15 protein-coding genes are annotated in these 16,206 nt (G+C 63.1%); 1 reads left to right on the forward strand and 14 read right to left on the reverse strand.

Annotated features, from left to right (window positions below):
• Nucleotides 1-202 precede the first annotated feature (202 nt).
• The 7 genes from K419_RS0101045 to K419_RS0101075 form a co-directional block, all read right to left on the reverse strand.
• Nucleotides 203-2,317, reverse strand: a complete 2,115-nt coding sequence (locus K419_RS0101045) for a putative bifunctional diguanylate cyclase/phosphodiesterase (protein ID WP_026839925.1) — start codon at nt 2,315-2,317, stop codon at nt 203-205.
• Nucleotides 2,311-4,767: a response regulator gene (locus K419_RS0101050; RefSeq protein ID WP_026839926.1), complete on the reverse strand. Its 2,457-nt coding sequence runs from the start codon at nt 4,765-4,767 to the stop codon at nt 2,311-2,313. The genes K419_RS0101045 and K419_RS0101050 overlap by 7 nt, the downstream gene beginning before the upstream one ends.
• Nucleotides 4,768-4,882: 115 nt before the next feature.
• The gene (locus K419_RS0101055; RefSeq protein ID WP_026839927.1) at nt 4,883-5,569 is read right to left on the reverse strand and encodes a type 1 glutamine amidotransferase; all 687 of its coding nucleotides are present in this window, start codon (nt 5,567-5,569) and stop codon (nt 4,883-4,885) included.
• A gap of 106 nt (nt 5,570-5,675) precedes the next feature.
• On the reverse strand, nt 5,676-6,641 hold the full coding sequence (locus K419_RS0101060) for a CapA family protein (protein ID WP_026839928.1): 966 nt from the start codon (nt 6,639-6,641) through the stop codon (nt 5,676-5,678).
• Between the two features lie 204 nt (nt 6,642-6,845).
• Nucleotides 6,846-8,840, reverse strand: a complete 1,995-nt coding sequence (locus K419_RS0101065; RefSeq protein WP_026839929.1) for a (Fe-S)-binding protein — start codon at nt 8,838-8,840, stop codon at nt 6,846-6,848.
• 52 nt (nt 8,841-8,892) lie between these two features.
• Nucleotides 8,893-10,221: an electron transfer flavoprotein subunit alpha gene (locus K419_RS0101070; RefSeq protein WP_026839930.1), complete on the reverse strand. Its 1,329-nt coding sequence runs from the start codon at nt 10,219-10,221 to the stop codon at nt 8,893-8,895.
• A 66-nt stretch (nt 10,222-10,287) separates the two neighbouring features.
• A complete protein-coding gene (locus tag K419_RS0101075) occupies nt 10,288-11,100 on the reverse strand; it encodes an electron transfer flavoprotein subunit beta/FixA family protein (protein WP_026839931.1) in 813 nt (270 codons plus the stop codon).
• Nucleotides 11,101-11,355: 255 nt separating this feature from the next.
• On the opposite strand from K419_RS0101075, the gene K419_RS0101080 reads away from it, so the two are divergent.
• Complete coding sequence (locus tag K419_RS0101080; RefSeq protein ID WP_026839932.1) at nt 11,356-12,201, forward strand: TonB family protein; 846 nt, start codon at nt 11,356-11,358, stop codon at nt 12,199-12,201.
• Here K419_RS0101080 and galU read toward each other — a convergent pair.
• From galU to K419_RS0101115, 7 genes are all read right to left on the reverse strand, one after another.
• A complete protein-coding gene (gene galU, locus K419_RS0101085) occupies nt 12,198-13,064 on the reverse strand; it encodes a UTP--glucose-1-phosphate uridylyltransferase GalU (protein ID WP_012529931.1) in 867 nt (288 codons plus the stop codon). The genes K419_RS0101080 and galU overlap by 4 nt on opposite strands.
• A gap of 103 nt (nt 13,065-13,167) precedes the next feature.
• On the reverse strand, nt 13,168-14,013 hold the full coding sequence (gene folD / locus K419_RS0101090) for a bifunctional methylenetetrahydrofolate dehydrogenase/methenyltetrahydrofolate cyclohydrolase FolD (RefSeq protein WP_026839933.1): 846 nt from the start codon (nt 14,011-14,013) through the stop codon (nt 13,168-13,170).
• A gap of 173 nt (nt 14,014-14,186) precedes the next feature.
• On the reverse strand, nt 14,187-14,426 hold the full coding sequence (locus K419_RS0101095) for an FmdB family zinc ribbon protein (protein WP_026839934.1): 240 nt from the start codon (nt 14,424-14,426) through the stop codon (nt 14,187-14,189).
• Between the two features lie 84 nt (nt 14,427-14,510).
• Nucleotides 14,511-14,972, reverse strand: coding sequence for a CBS domain-containing protein (locus K419_RS0101100; RefSeq protein WP_026839935.1), 462 nt, complete (start codon nt 14,970-14,972; stop codon nt 14,511-14,513).
• A 9-nt stretch (nt 14,973-14,981) separates the two neighbouring features.
• Nucleotides 14,982-15,281, reverse strand: a complete 300-nt coding sequence (locus K419_RS0101105; RefSeq protein ID WP_026839936.1) for a DUF167 domain-containing protein — start codon at nt 15,279-15,281, stop codon at nt 14,982-14,984.
• Entirely contained in the window at nt 15,278-15,724 is a 447-nt protein-coding gene (locus K419_RS0101110) for a DivIVA domain-containing protein (RefSeq protein WP_026839937.1), read from the reverse strand. Before K419_RS0101110 ends, K419_RS0101105 begins: the two co-directional genes overlap by 4 nt.
• Entirely contained in the window at nt 15,721-16,050 is a 330-nt protein-coding gene (locus K419_RS0101115; protein WP_012529925.1) for a YggT family protein, read from the reverse strand. The genes K419_RS0101110 and K419_RS0101115 overlap by 4 nt, the downstream gene beginning before the upstream one ends.
• Between the last annotated feature and the right edge of the window lie 156 nt (nt 16,051-16,206).

The following is a 16,206-nucleotide window of genomic DNA, read 5'->3' on the forward strand; positions in this document are numbered from 1 at the left end:
TACGGGCGGGAAAGCTATCTGGGCACCTCGCTGTGCCGTTTGACAGCTGGATAGCACAGGCTGTGCCACGCTCTGCGCCCAAAGCCTAAGCGGTTGAAATAGCAAGATTAATATTCCAACGGGGTCCACGGCAAAGGGAGTTGCCGTCTCTAAAGCGGCAGGGCTGATTATTTTTTAAGCAAGATGGGAAAAGGAAGTGCGGCTACTGCCGGCAGTTGAAAAGGCGGGGAAGCTCCTTAGAGGGGACCGGTTTGCTGAAGAGATAACCCTGGTACATGTCGCAGCCGTTTTTTGTGAGGAAGTCCAGCTGGGGCTTGGTCTCGACTCCCTCCGCTATCACCTTCAGCTTCAGCGTGTGCGCCATCTCGATGGTGGCGAGGGTTATGGCGGCGTCGTCGGGGTCGGTGGTGATGTCGTTGATGAAGGTCCGGTCGATCTTGAGGACGTCAAGCGGGAAGCGCTTTAAATAGGAGAGCGAGGAGAAGCCGGTCCCGAAGTCGTCGATGGCGAGCCTCACCCCCATCCCTTTCAGGGCCTGCAGCGTCTTCACGGTCCTCTCGGTGTGCGCCATGAGCACCCCCTCGGTCAGTTCCAGCTCCAAAAGCCCCGGGTCGAGCCCGCTCTCTTTCAGGACCGAGGTCACCGTCTCCAAAAGCTCGTTTTTCACGAATTGCTGGCCTGAGATGTTGATGGCAAGCGTCACCGGCGGGAGTCCCGAGTCCAGCCAGAGCTTGTGCTGCCGGCAGGCTTCCCGCATCACCCACTGGTCGATCTGGATCACCAGCCCGTTCTCCTCGGCCAGCGGCAGGAAACGCCCAGGCTCGACGAGGCCCAGTTCCTTGGAGTTCCAGCGCACCAGCGCCTCGATCCCCACCACGCGTCCGCTTTGGTTTGAGACCTGCGGCTGGTAGTAGACGGTGAATTCCTCCTCCTTGAGCGCCTTGTGCAGCTGGCTTTCCAGTATGATCCGCTCCAGCGCCTTGGCGTTCATGGACTCGTCGTAGATCTGGTAGCCGTTTCTCCCCTGTTCCTTGGCCTGGTACATGGCGCCGTCCGCGTTCCGGATCAGGTCGCTCGCCGTAGTGGCGTCGAAGGGGTAGAGGCTGATGCCGATGCTGGTGGAGACGAAAACCTCCTGCCCTTCCAGCGAGTAGGGAACTGAAACTGCCTCAAGGATGCGGCGGGCGATCTTGGCCACGTCCTGGAAGTGCTCTATGTCGGAGAGCATGATGGTGAACTCGTCCCCTCCCAGGCGCGAGACCAGGGACGGCGGGCACTCCTCGTCGGCGCGGGCGAGACAGTCCCCTCTGCGGACGCAGCGCAGCAGCCGGTCGGCCACGTCCTGCAGCAGGCGGTCCCCTACCCCGTGCCCGAGGGTGTCGTTGACGAGCTTGAAGCGGTCGAGATCGAGGAAGAGGACCGCGAGCATCCGATCGTAGCGGTTGGCGAATACCAGGGCCTGCTCCAACTGCTGCAGGAAGAAGCGGCGGTTGGGAAGGCCGGTCAGCGCGTCGTAGTAAGCCAGGAGCCGGATCTGCTCCTCGGCGTGCTTTCTCTCGGTGATGTCCTGGATGGTACCGGTTAAGCAGACAGCCTCGCCCTGCTCGTCCAGCACCGTCACCAGTTCGGCGTGCAGGGTGCGCTCTCCCACCCCCAGCGTGACCCGGTAGTCGAAGGAGAGCGGTGCGCGCCTGCCGATCGCCTCCTCGATGGATCCCTGCACGAAACCGCGGTCCAGGGGGTGCACCGGGTCGAGGATGGGGTTTCCCCCTTTGGAAGAGCGGTCGATGCTGCAGATGCTGTAGACCTCCTCGGAGCACCGGATCTCGCCGGTGACTAGGTCCCACTCCCAACTCCCGATATGGGCGAGGCTCTGGGCGTGGGCTAAGCCCGCCCTGCTCTCCCTCAACTGCTCCAGGGCGCCGCTCGCCCTCAGCATGTAGCTCACCCGGTACCCGAGCACGTGCCAGTTGATCGGTTTGGTGATGAAATCGGTGGCCCCCGCCTCGTAGGCGCAGTCGATTGACTCCAGATCGTCCAGGCCGGTCATCATCAAAACCGGCGTGTCCCGCCCGGAGGCGGTGCGCCGAATGGCGCTGCAGACGGAGAAGCCGTCGATGCCCGGCATCATCACGTCCAGGAGCACGATGTCTGGCGCGTGCACATCGAACTCCTCCAGCGCCTGCTCGCCGTTTTCCACGTCGCGCACGGTGAAGCCGGAGTTCTCCAGGGTCTCCCGGGCCAGAAGGCGCACCGCCTGGTCGTCGTCCACGACCATGACGAGCGGTGTGCTGCGCTTTGCTTTCCTAGTCAGCATGAAGGTCCTCCCAAAAGGGCGTCCCTGACCAGCCGGTATTCCTCCTCAACCTGCACGAGCAGCGCCCCCGCCCCCTCGGTCGACCCCGCGCGCCCCAGGCTCTCCAGCTCCAGGCAGACCCCGGCGAGCCTTACGGCGCCTAGATTCGCGCTGCTCGACTTGAAGCTGTGCGCCGCCGCCTTAAGCTTCTCGGCGTCGCCGCCGGACTCAGCCTCGCGCAAGGTCTGCAAAAGCGTCGGCGTGCTGGCGAGGTAGAGGTCTACCACCTTGCGCAGGATCTCGACGCCGCGGTTGCCCGGCAGGGCGCGTATCAGCTCCAGCACGCCCCCCGCCCTTCCCGGGCAGATGGTCTCCGCCGGGATCCCAGCCGGCCGCGCTTGCGTGGCACTCGCCTCGCCGCAGCCAAGGTGCCTTTCGATCGACTTGGAGAGCTGCTCCCGGCTGAAGGGCTTGGAAAGGTAGTCATCGGCACCGGCGGCGAGACAGGCCTCGCGGTCCCCCTTCATGGCGTAGGCGGTGAGGGCGATGATGGGGACGCGCGCGGAGGAACCTTCTTCCCGCTGCCGGATGCGCCGGGTCGCCTCCAGGCCGTCCAGCACCGGCATCTGGCAGTCCATGAAGATGAGGTCGAATTCCCCCCGCTGCACCTCCCTAAGGGCCGCGAGCCCGTTCTCCGCCACATTCACCCGGCAACCCAGGCTCTCCAGCATCCCTCTCCCCACCTCCTGGTTCACCACGTTGTCCTCGACGAGGAGCACCTGGCGTTGCCGCCGCAGGCTGGGCGCTTCCTCCCCTCCCCCTTGCTCCTCTTCCATGCCGAGTGCGCAGACAAGTGCGGCATAGAGCCCTTCCTGGGTCAGGTTGCGTCTGGATAAAAGCGCTACCTCGATCTCGCGCACCCGCTCGGCCGGAGCCGCCTCAGGCTCCTCGGCCAGGAGCACCAGCCGCACTGAGTGCCCCACCGCGACGCTGCGGATGGTCGCCGCAAGCGCCAGACCGTCGGTCCCGGCCACGCAGTGGTCCATGAGGACCAGGTCGAAAGGGGCGGCCACCAGCCTGCAGAGCGCGCCAGGCGCGTCTCCGACGCTGTCAAGGTCCATCCCCAGCCCCCCCAGGAGTTCCAGGAGGGTCACCTGCAGCTCCGGGTCGTCTGTCGCGACGAGGGCACGCTTGCTGCGCAACGCGCTGTAGGAGCGCTCGGGGCGCGGGGCCTTCTGGTGCGGCTCCAAAGCCACGGTGAAGCTGAAGCTCGACCCTTTACACGGCTCGCTGGAAAGCTCCATCACCCCCCCCATGAGCTCGGTCAGCTGCTTCGCGATGGCGAGCCCCAAGCCGGTGCCGCCGTACTTGCGGGTCATCGACTCGTCCCCCTGAGCGAAGTGGTCGAAGATCCGCTCCTGGGCCTCGCTGGAGATGCCGATACCGGTGTCATCGACGGTCACCCGCACCAGGGCGGGCCTGCGCGCCAGGGAGACCGAAAGGGTGACGGCACCCTCGGGGGTGAACTTCACCGCGTTCCCCAAGAGGTTCACCATCACCTGGCGCAGGCGCCCCGGATCCCCCTGGAACATCCCGGGGAGCCCCGGCTCGATCCGGCAGCTCAAAGCTATACCCTTCCTGGCCGCGTCCTCGGCGAACATCGCCACCGCGTCCGCCGTCAACTGATGCAGGTCGAAGGGGATCATCTCCAGCTCCATCCGCCCCGCCTCGATCTTGGAGAAGTCGAGTATGTTGTTTATGATCCCCAAAAGCGCCTCGCCCGAGCGGCGCACCGACTCCACGAAGCGGGCCTGCTCCTTGGAGAGGACGGTGTTCAAGAGCAGCTCGGTCATCCCGAGGACGCCGTACATCGGAGTCCTGATCTCGTGGCTCATCTGCGCCAGAAAATGGGATTTGGCGCGGTTGGCGGACTGGGCCGACTCCATGGCCCGCCGCACCTCTTCCAGGCTCTCCTCCAACTGCCGGTTCACGCTGGAGAGTTCGGCGGTCCGCTCGGCCACCTCCAGCTTCAGTTCCTCCGAGTGAAGCGCGAGCCGCTCGTCGCGGATGGAGATCTCCTCCAGCATCTCGTTGAAGCAGTCGAAGAGAAGCCCCAATTCGTCGTTGCTGCCGTCCTCCACGCGAACCTGGTAGTCCTGGCTGTGGGAGACGATTTCCATTTTCTTGCTGAGCCGGTGGATGGGGTCCGAGATGAACCGTTTGATGCGCAGCGACAGGAGTTGGGCCAAGACGCCCAGCCCCAGCGAGGCGAGCGCCGCGGCGCCGGAGAGAAACAAGAAGAGCGAGCGGAAAGAGTCAGACGGCACCCCCTGCCAAAGGAGCGCCGGATAGCGGAGCTGGTAGCAGGCGAACGCGGCCACGAGCGCCAGCAGCAACAGCGCGTTGCACGCGACTAGCGGCGCCATGAGCTTTGCCTTCAGGCAGCTTTTTACGGTCCGATAGCCGTCCACGTCCCCCCCCGTCGTGCGCTCGGGAGGATTACACCGCCTCCCCCATGCGTGGAGGCGCCAACGCCGCCCCCCCGGAGCGCAAAACGTTAAAACTGTACAATAATGTTTTTTAATTTCAAGAAATTCGGGAGGCGGCGGCGAGGGAGATGAAATTTCCGATCAGCCGCTGCGAAACCTTGTTGAATGCGGCCTCGGCGGCGAGGAAGGAGCTCAGATGGTCGGTCTTGGGGAGGGGGAGGAGGTCCCAGGCGGCGACTATGGATGGGTCGACCTCCGGATGGAACTGCACGCCGTAGGCGGCTGGCCCCAGCCTGAAGGCCTGCGCCGGGCAGGCGGCCGAAGCGGCGAGGAGCGTGGCGCCAGGAGGGACGGTAAAGCTGTCGTTGTGCAGCTGGAAGGCGAGGAAGGGGTCGGGAAGCCCTCGGAACAGCGGGTCCAACTCTCCTTCGCGGGTGAGGTCCACCTGGCAGACACCGTGCTCGCCGTTGGGGGAACGGGAGATGACCTCGCCGCCGGCGGCAAAGGACAAGAGCTGCCCGCCGAGGCAGATCCCCAGAAGGGGCGTCCCGGCCTTAAGCGCCTCCCTCAGGAAGGAGAGCACCCGGGTCAGGTAGGGATGCTTCGCCGTATCGTGCACCCCCATCTCCCCTCCCAGCACCACGATGCCAGTGGCTTCAGCGGGGTCGGGAAGCACCTCGCCGCTGTAGGGGGTCACTGTGGTAACGGTCTCCCCCGCGGCGGCCAAGAGCCGGCTGCAGCTTCCGGCAGGGCACTGCGGGTCATTCTGCACGATCAGGAACATGTCGTCTCCATTACCAAAACCATTGGCAACGAGGAAATCTAAGGACTTCCGAGAAAAGCGAATCTTTAACGGTTAGACCCTCTCGAGTCTTTGTGCTCAGATTTCCTCAGAAGTTCTCCCTGTTAGAGGTTTTGAGTTCCCCCCGGCTGCCAAAGCTTAAGGGTGAGCCGGGGAAGTCCTCGGCGGAGAGCCTCCGCATCAGGGAAAGCGCGCGCCGCTTGGGATCGGGAGCGGGTGCCGTAAGATACGCCTGCCGGAAGGAGTCGAGGCTCCCCTCCAGGAAGGAGCCGTCTTTATCCAGGCGGACCGTGAGCAGCGGAGCATAGCCGCTTTCGCCGGCGACGCTCACCCCGCCGAAGGTGGCGAAGTTCCCGAGGCTGTAGGCGATCAGCCGGCCGCGGTAAAGCTCCAGCGCCCGCGGCACATGGGGGCCGTGAGCCAGCACCAGGTCCGCCCCCGCCGCCACCGCCTGGTGCGCAAAGGTGAGGAGGTCGCCGCGCGGCTCATCCAGGTAGCGCTCCATCCCCGGGGTCACATGCTGCGCGTCGCGCCCCTCCGCTCCGGCATGGATCGAGAGGATCAGGATGTCGTAGTTCGCCGCTTCCCGGGCGATCTCCTGCAGGGCCTGTGCCGGAAAGGTGATGGAACGAGGCGGTGGGCCGAAGGAGAGCGAGATGATGCCGACCCGGGTGCCGCGCACCGTGAACTCGGCGACCTCCCCCTTCTTGCTGGAATAGAGGACCCCGGCCTGGGACAGCGCCTTCTTCGTGGAGGCAAGCCCTTCCCTGCCGAAATCCTGGGCGTGGTTGTTGGCAAGCGACACCATGGAGATCCCGGCACCGCTTAAGTTCCTGGCGAAGGCGGGGGGGGTGCGGAACAGGTAGCGCCTGCCGGGAAGGGGTTCTTTGACGGGGTTTCCCCCCTCGCAGAGAGGGCCTTCGAGGTTGGCCATGGCGATGTCTGCGCGCTTTAAAAAGGGTGCGGCGGCGGCGAAGAGCGAGCGCCCGCCGTCTTTGGGGAGTCTGGCTGCGGGGAAGTCGCTCCCCATCATGACGTCGCCCACGGCTGCCACGGTGACGCCGCGTTCGGCAAAGGCCGCGAGGGGGGGACAGAGGAGGGTAAAAAAAGTCAGCAGCAGGAAAAACCGTGCCGTATCAAGGGTCGCTTTGATCAGATGGATCCTTTCCCGTGCCTTTTGAAAAAGCAGATCTCCCGCCGGCAGCCCATTTTTCAGGCAAGGCGCAGGCGGGAGATCGATGCATATATTATGTGCAGCTTAAGCCTTACGGTGCAAAAGCCCCTCAGCCACCACCTCGACCACGTCCTTCACCCGCACCTGTCCGGCCCCCTTGTCCTTCAGGCCGTCCTCGATCATGGTCATGCAGTAGGGGCAGGCGACGCAGATGGTGTCGGGGGAGCCTTCCAGCGCCTCGGCCACGCGGGCATGATTCACCCTCTCGCCGGTGAACTCCTCCATCCACATGCGCCCGCCGCCGGCGCCGCAGCAAAACGAGTTCCTGCCGTTTCTCTCCATCTCCTGCGGAGCGCTTCCGGTAGCCGCTTGAATCACGCCGCGCGGCGCGTCGAACACGCCGTTGTGGCGCCCGAGATAGCAGGGGTCGTGGTAGGTGATCTTGCCGAGGCTCTTCTCCGAGCCGTCCAGCTTGATGCGCCCGGACGCGAGAAGCTCCGCGATCAGCTGGGACTGGTGCAGTACCTCCAGCTCCAGCCCGTACTGGCGGTAGTCGTTTTTAAGCGTGGTCAGGCAGTGCGGGCAGAGGGTGATCACCTTGGTGACACCCTTCTCGCGGAAGAGCTCCACGTTCTCCAGTGCCATCTTCTCGAAGACGTACTCGTTGCCGAGCCTTCTCAGCGAATCGCCGCAGCACTTCTCCTCTTTCCCCAGGATGCCGTACGAAACCCCGGCCGCGTTCAGCACGCTGGCAAGCGCCACGGTCACCTGCTTCGCGCGCGAATCGAAGGAGCCGGCGCAGCCGACGTAAAGGAGATACTCGGTCTCCCCTGCCACAAACGGCTTCACCTCCAGGGTGGAAACCCACTTGCTCCGCTCGCTGGGGGCGATGCCCCAGGGGTTGGAGCGCTGCTCCATGTTCTCGAACAGGTTCAGGAGTTCCTCCGGGAAGCGGGACTCGTCCTGCACCAGGTGCCTTCTCATCTTGACGATCTTCGGCATCTGCTCGATCAGCACCGGGCAGGCCTCCATGCAGGCGCCGCAGGTGGTGCAGTCCCAGATCGCCTCCTCGGTGTTGGTCCCCTCCCCTTCGTTGCCTATGAGCGGGAGCGTCCCTTTCCTCCCCTCCCTGAGCGCAAGGCTGTTCTCCAGGAGGTTGGTCTTGATGGCGTGCACGATCTGGCGCGGGTTCAAGGCCTTGCCGGTGCTGGCGGCAGGGCAGGCGGCCTGGCAGCGGCCGCACTCGGTGCAGGAGAAGGAGTCGAAGAGGTCCTTCCAGGTGAAGCGCTCCACGCTCCCCGCCCCGTACTCGGCCCCCTTCTCGAACTTCTCGCGCGGCTGGGTAGCCGGCCAGTCGAGGCTCCCCAGGTAGCAGTTGGGGATGGCGGTCAAGATGTGCATGTGTTTGGAATGCGGCAAAAAGCAGATGAAGGCCAGCAGCACCAGGGCGTGCAGCCACCAGGAGACGACCTCTACCGTCCCCAGAAGCCCCGGATAAGGGGATAAAAACGACCCCACGAAGCTCGATACCGGCATGGCAGCAGAAGCGGCCTCCTTCCCCTGCGCGATCTGCGCCCCGTGCATGCCGAAGTAGGCGAGCATGAGGAGCGCGATGAAGGAGAGGATGACGAAGGCCTCGGGGCTTCTCCCCTTCACGTAGAGGGAGTCGAGATAGGGAGGCTTCACGATGAGGCGCCTCCCGAAGGAGAGCGCTATCGCTATCAGAGTCAGAAGCGAAACCAGGTCGAACAAGAGCAGCAGAGCGTGGTGCAACCCCTGCGGCAGCACGGCGAGGCTCGCCGACGGGAACACCCCGTTCAAAAGGAACTCCCCGTTGGCGATGGCCAGGATCAGGAAGGACCAGAAGATGACGAAGTGGTTCAGGCCGAACGGTTTTTTCACCACGCGCAGCTGGCCGAAGGCGTACAAAAGCATCTCCTGCAGGCGGCGCCCGGGGTGGTCGAGCCTTTCCTCGGGCTGCCCGAAGCAGACCAGTGAAAAGCGGCGGTACACGCTCCAGCAGAAAAAGGCGAGCGAGGCGACCAGTAGCGTCGTGAAGAGTGCGGTTTGCGGCATCATGAATGTTTCCTCTTTGAAAAATGCGGCCTTAAGCCGCGGGAAGTATGACGAATCAGGCCCCTGACCTTGCTCCCTTGAGCGCTTTGAGCTTCGCGGTCAGCGAAGGGATCACCTGGAACAGGTCGCCGACGATCCCGTAGCTTGCCACCTCGAAGATGGGGGCCTCCGGGTCGCGGTTGATGGCGATCACCACGTCGGAATCCTGCATTCCCACCAGGTGCTGGATGGCGCCGGAGATGCCGCAGGCGATGTAGACCTTGGGGCGCACCGTCTTCCCGGTCTGCCCCACCTGGCGGTCCTGGGGCATCCACCCCGCGTCGACCGCGCTTCTGGACGCGCCCACCACCCCGCCCAGGACCTCGGCCAGCTCCTCGAGCAGGCCGAAGTTTTCCTTGGCCATCATCCCCCTGCCGCCGGAGATGATGAACTCGGCTCCGGCGATGTCCACCTTGGAGCCCCCTTTGTCCATCAGGATGTCGAGCACCTTCACCTGGACTTCGTCCTCGGCTACCGGGACCGGCTCGCGCACGATCTCACCTTTGAGGCTCGGGTCGAATTCCGGCATCGGCATCACGTGCGGCCTTACCGTGGACATCTGGGGGCGGAACTTGTCGCAGACGATGGTGGCCATGATGTTGCCGCCGAAAGCGGGGCGGGTCTGCATCAGGTTCCCCTTGTCGATGGAAAGGCCGGTGCAGTCGGCGGTGAGACCCGTGGCGAGCACGGTGGCCACCACGCCAGCCAGGTCACGCCCAAGCCCGGTGGCGCCCATCAGGATCACCTCCGGCTTGTACTTCTCGACCAGCGCGCAAAGGCTCTTCTGGTACGCCTCGGTACGGTAGTGGCGCAAGACCGGAGCGTCCATGAGGTAGACCGTCTCGGCACCGTACCCCATCGCCTGGCGGCAGAGGTGCTCCACCTGATCCCCCATCACCACCGCACAGAGCGGGCAGTTGCGGGCGGCCGCGAGCTCCTTCCCCTTCCCCAGGAGTTCCCAGGAGACCTTGGCGGCCTCCCCCTCGGTCTGCTCGATGAAGACCCAGACGCCGCGATAGGCGGCGAGCTTCTCCTTTAAAGCGGCCTCCTCCGGGTCGAGTTCCTCCTCGACGGGGGCTCCGGCGGCAGCCGCCGCCAGCTCGTCCAGGATCCGCTTCTCCTCCGGGGTGAAGGCCATCTCTATGGCCTGCGCGGGGCAGACCTTGACACATTTGACGCAGCCGATGCACTTGGACGCGTCTATGATCGGCTCTCCCGCCTCGTTCATCTGGATGGCGTCGACCGGGCAGGCGCTCTGGCAGCGGGCGCCGCAGGCGATGCAGCGCCCTTCCAGCAACGCCGCTTTTCCGCGCGGCTTCTTCGGTTTCTTCACAGCTTCAGTCATGAACTTTTCCTGTTTGGGTATTTGTTCCACGGCGCGGCCTTTGAGGACCCCGACCGTGGTGTCAAGCTAGAGCGCGAGAAGGTCCTTCTCCATCATCTTGTCTATCAAAAGCTGCGCCGCGCCGTCCGGGTCGCGGGCGCCGTCGCCAAGCATCTCCCCCTTGGCGCGCTCCGGCGAGAAGATCCGGCTCACCCAGGTCGGGGAACCTTTAAGACCAATGGTGTTGACGTCGAGGCCGAGCACCGAGTTGTCCCAGAGCTCCACCTTGGCGTCGGCAGAATCGAGCCGCATGGCGACCGTCGGGTAGCGCGGGCGGTTCAGCTCTCTAACCACGGTGAGGAGCACCGGAAGCGGCGCCTCGACGTGCTCGTGCCTTCCTTCGAGCTTCCTTGAGACCTTGATCTTCTTCGCGGCAGGCTCCAGTTCGTCGACCCGATCCACCAGGGTGAGCTGGGCCAACTTAAGCCTCGTGGCGATGCCGGGGCCGACCTGGGCAGTATCGCCGTCGATGGTCTGCTTACCGCAGATGACCACCCCGACCTCTTCCTCCTCGCCAAGCTTCTCGATGGCAGCCGCCAAAACCTTGCTGGTCGCCAGCGTATCGGCGCCGCCAAAGACGCGATCGGAGAGGAGCACGGCGCGGTCGACGCCCAGCGCCAACGCCTTTCTCAGGGTCGCCTCGGCATTCGGAGGGCCCATGGATATGGCCACCACGTTGAAGCCGAAGCGGTCCTTGAAGCGCAGGCCCTCTTCTACGGCATGGGTATCGTAGGGATTTACGATGAAGGGAACACCCTCGCGGATCAGGGTGTTGGTGACGGGGTCGATCTGTACCTGCGTTGTATCGGGGACTTGCTTCACACAGACAACTACCAGCATGGACACCTCGGTTCTATTTGATGCTTCAGGCTACGATACTTCAGCCGAAAAAAAATTGATCCAGGTCAAGCGGGGGGGAAATGGTCAACGGTTCGAAGGCGTTAGACAGCGGAGAGTATGCCTGCAGCCTTGATTCCCCTTGCATTTTACCGGCCTATCTTCTACCATCACAAAGCCTGCGGGGGGGCTCCCCGCGTGAGGCCAGCCGGCCGACATCTGCACAAAAAATAAACACCCGGCCATGGGTGGAGCTACATGTCAGATAGATACGTCGAGAAAAATTTCCTCTATTTGCTGCTTTTTTCGGCACTACTCCACGTAGGTGCCTTTTTAATTATCACGACCCTGCCCCAAGAACAACCCAAAACAGCTCCGGAGCCAACTTTCGTCGACCTGACCGATCTCCCCGACCTGCAGCCCCAGCCAACCCTGCCGAAAAAAGCGGCACCCAAGCCGGAGATCAAGAGGTATGCGGAGACGCCGCAACGGGTGGCGAAGGAGATGGCGCCCAAAGCAAAGGGCGCGTTCGACAGGCTGACCCCGTCGCTGCCGCGCCTGCCCAACTTGCGCCCTGCCCCCCCGGGACCCGCCGTGCCTGCGCCGCAGCCGGAGGAGACGGCCAAAGCGCCGGTTTCGCGCGGCGAGGGGATACTGAAGCCGCGCGCCCAGCAGCTGCCCGACCGCTCCCGCCTCTTCCCCAGCGCCAACAGGCTCGCCCGGCTGGAGGAGAACTACCGGGAGAAGTACAGGAGCGAGGTCGAGGAGGGAGAGACCCGCTTCCTCAACACCGAGGACATCCAGTTCGGCTCCTTCCTGCGCCGCCTGGAGACCGCGGTCTACGGCGTCTGGCACTACCCGCAGGCGGCGCTTTTGCGCGGCATCGAGGGGACCACGCCGGTCAAGATCACCTTCAACAGGAAAGGAGAGATCGTCAACATCGACCTCCTGGAGAGTTCCGGGAGCAAGATCCTCGACGACGAGGTGTTCAGGGCCCTGAACGCGCTGGGCCCCATCGGCTCCTTCCCCAAGGGGTACCGCGGCGAAACCTTCAAGCTGATCGCCTTCTTCCACTACGGCAACGGCGGCGGCAGGCTCCGTTAGCAGCCAAGCCTCTTCCTGAGAAATGCAAGAAACTCCCCGTTGAACTCGTCCCTTTTCAGCGCCATATCCACAGTCGCCTTCAAAAAGCCCAGCTTGTCCCCGCAGTCGTGGCGTATGCCGTCGAAACGGCAACCGTAGATCGACTCCTCGCGCGAGAGCGTCTTGATGGCGTCGGTGAGCTGGATCTCCCCCCCCTTCCCAGGCTCCTGGTTCTCCAGGATCGGGAAGATCCCCGGGGTGAGTATGTAGCGGCCGATGATGGCGAGATCCGACGGGGCCTCGGCGACCGGCGGCTTCTCCACCAGGTCGAGCACCTCGAAGGCGCGGTTGGCCAGGTGGTTCGCGCGTACGCAGCCGTAGGAGGAGATGGTCTCGATGGGGACCTGCTCCAGGGCCAGTACGGGGGAGCGGTAGCTCTCGTAGGTCTCCAGGAGCTGGGACAGGCAGGGTTGTTGCGCGTCGATGATGTCGTCGCCCAATAGGACGGCGAAAGGCTCGTCGCCGATGAATTCCTTCGCGCAGAGGATGGCGTGGCCAAGTCCCAACGCCTCCTTCTGGCGCACGAAGAAGATGTTGGCCATCTCCGCGATCTTGCGCACCTGGTGCAGTTCCTGGTCCTTCCCCTTCTCGTAGAGAAGCGATTCCAGCTCGAAAGAGATATCGAAGTGATCCTCGATCGCCCTCTTGCCGCGCCCGGTGACGAAGAGGATCTGCTCGATGCCGGACGCGACCGCCTCCTCCACCACGTACTGGACCAGCGGCTTGTCTATGAGCGGCAGCATCTCCTTGGGAGTCGATTTGGTCGCGGGCAAAAACCTGGTGCCGAGACCGGCGACGGGAAAAACGGCCTTTTTAACGCGCATGGCCTACTCCTTTAACTAAATTGCATAGAAAGGAACGCTCCCCTTCTGAAGGCTTTTCCGGGATCCGGAAGTCCCCCCTCCCCTGGCGGGAGGGGGTTCCTCCTTAGAGACCCCTCTTGGCGGACTCAAGCGTGTTCTGCAGCAGCATGGTGATGGTCATGGGGCCGACGCCGCCGGGGACCGGCGTGATGGCCGAGGCGCGCTCGCTGGCCGCGGCGTATTCCACGTCCCCCACGAGCTTCTTCTCGCCCACCCGGTTCACGCCGACGTCGATCACCACGGCGCCCTCCTTGATCCAGGCCCCCTTGATCATCTCCGGCACCCCGACCGCGGCGATGACCACGTCGGCCTGGGACACCTTCGCGGCCAGGTCGCGGGTCTTCGAATGGCACAGGGTCACGGTGGCGTTTTGCTGCAGGCACATGAAGGCCACGGGCTTGCCGACGATGTTGGAGCGGCCGACCACGACCACTTCCTTCCCTGAAAGCTCGACCCCCGCCTCCTTCAGCATCACCATCACGCCGTAGGGGGTGCAGGGCTGGAAGAGCGGCTTGCCGATCACCAGGCGCCCGACGTTATAGGGGTGGAAGCCGTCGGCATCCTTGTCCGGGGAGATCGCCTCCAGCACGCGCTCGGTGTTGATCTGCTTGGGAAGCGGGAGCTGCACCAGGATGCCGTGGATCTTCGGGTCGTGGTTCAGCTTGTCGATCAGCGCCAGAAGCTCCGCCTCGCCGGTGTCGGCGGAAAGCTTATATTCGTCGGAAAAGATCCCCACGTCGGCGCATGCCTTTTCTTTCATGGAGACATAGACCTTGCTGGCGGGATCCTCCCCGACCAGCACCACGGCGAGACCGGGAACGATCCCCTTTTGTTTCAGCAGAGCCGCTTCCGCACTGATTTCAGCACGGATCTTCGCCGCGATGGCCTTGCCGTCGATGATTTTTGCCATTACATCCACCCCTTTTGTTTCATTAATAATATAAGGCGCACAGGTAATAGGGACCGGCGCCTGAGACAGTTTTTTAAAAGGGTGATAATAAGGAACCGGGAGGGTTTTGTAAAGCAGTTTGCAGGGATTCAGGGCAAAAAAAACCCCCGTGGAACGGGGGCGTTTCGGTTTTTTTAGGAAGCCGAAGGGCAACCGGCGCAGTTGCCACCGGAAGGACAAGCGGGGGCGGCTTTGGAACTGCCGTAGCCGTCGCCGTACCAGCCCCCCCCCTTGAGGGAGAACCCGGACTGTGAGATGAGTTTTTCCACCGAACCGCCGCAGGCGGGGCACTCGGAAGCGGGCGCGTCGGAGAACTTCTGGCGCAGCTCAAAGGTTTGATCGCAGCTTTTGCAGTGATACTCGTAAAGTGGCATCGCTTTTACTACCTCCTCTTTAACTAAACGCTACCGTAAGACGGCAACCGGCAGACCTAATATAAGTATCTGCATTCCCCTTTGTCAAGGGGCATCCGACTCAAGGCCCTTGGTCATGGCGAAGAGCAGGCGTGAGCGGTAGATGATTCCCACCACCTTTTTGCCGTCCACCACCGGGACCCTCTGGAAGCGGTGCGTGAGGAAAAGGTGCGCCACGTCACTCACCCGGGCGTCCTGGGTCACCGAGATCGGCTGGTGCTCCATGATGTCCGAGATGGGGAGGTCCTTGATCCTGTCGCACAGGGAGGCGAAGAAGGCGGGATCGGATTTGTCCTCCGAGGCGCCGTCCATGAGGGCGGTGATGATGCTGAGCGGGGTGAGGATGCCGGCAAGCCCGCCGCGGTCGTTCAGCACGATAAGCCCGGGCGCGGCGTTCATGAAGCTCTCGTCTCCGAAGTTGCTTTTCATGATCCGGACCGCCTCGCCCACCGTCGTCCTGACCGAAATCGACGGCACGTCCGTCACCATAATGTCTCTTGCCTTCATCGCTGCTCCTTACTGTATTTTAAGTAGTGAGAGGAGCGCGTCCTGGTCGACCCCTTCCACTTTGACCACCTTGTGCCTGGACTTCGCCCCGGACTTGATGCTCACCTTCGACTTCGCCACACCGAGGGTCTTGGCGATCAGCTCGACGCACTGCTTGTTGGCGGCGTCCTCGACGGGGGGGGAGGTGAGCCTGAGCCTCAGTTCCCCCTCCTTGGGGCCGCAGATCTCACTGCGCGAGGCCCTGGGCTGCACGTGCACGGTAAAAAGGAGCCCCTCCGGCGTCGCGGTTACCCTTAGCTCCTCGCTCATTGATCGAGTGCGAGGAGCTTGTAGTAGTTGTCCAAGAGGGCCTTGAAGCCGCTTTCGAACTGAACCTTCTCCCTTTTGAGTTCCTGGATCTGGTTGTTGAGCTGAAGCAGCCTGTTTTCCGCTTCCGCCACGATCCGCTCCCCCTTAAGCTCCGCCTCGGAAACGATCAGTTGCGCCTCCTTCTGGGCGTTCGCCTTCATCTCCTCGGTGATGCGCTGGGCGGCCAGCATGGTCTCGCGCAACTGCACCTCGCGCGCCTCCATCTCGGCCATGGCCTGGGCGTTGCGATTCAGGCGCTCCTTCAGGTCGTTGTTCTCCCTGATGAGCTCCTCCATTTCGCCGGCCACCGACTGCAGGAAGGCATCCACGTCCTCAGGGTCGAGCCCTCCCAGCATCTTTCCCTTGAACTGCTGCTGCTGGATGTCCATGGGCGATATTTTCATAGAGCCTGTCCCTTGAGTTGGTTGCTGAAGAGCATCAGGTAAGTGTAAGCGGTGTCGAAGACGATGATCTGCACCAGGTAGATGAGGACGAAGAGCACCAACGGCGACAGGTCGAGCATTCCGGTGTTGGGCATGTAGCGGCGAATCCGCTGCAAGGCCGGTTCCGTGACGCGGTAGATGAAGTTTACGATGGGGTTGTAGGGGTCCGCGTTGATCCAGGAGATGATGACGCTTGCCAGCAGTATGTATTTGTAGATGGTGAGAACACCGCTTGCCAGCTCTACTATCTTTGCAAGGGCCAAGAGAATGTTGGCTAGCAGTATCATTTATCCCCCTCAAAGCTTGGTTTTCGGCTTGCAAAGCTATACAGAAATTGGCTTTGTTTGTCAAGGGTGGCTGCCCGGCGCAGGCACTGCTATTGCGGCAAAATTACAGCGGTAGTTTGATGAATAAACCTCCCCTTTGACAAGGAGAACATCCGG

The organism is Citrifermentans bremense R1, assembly GCF_000426865.1.
Classification (GTDB): Bacteria; Desulfobacterota; Desulfuromonadia; order Geobacterales; family Geobacteraceae; genus Geomonas; species Geomonas bremensis.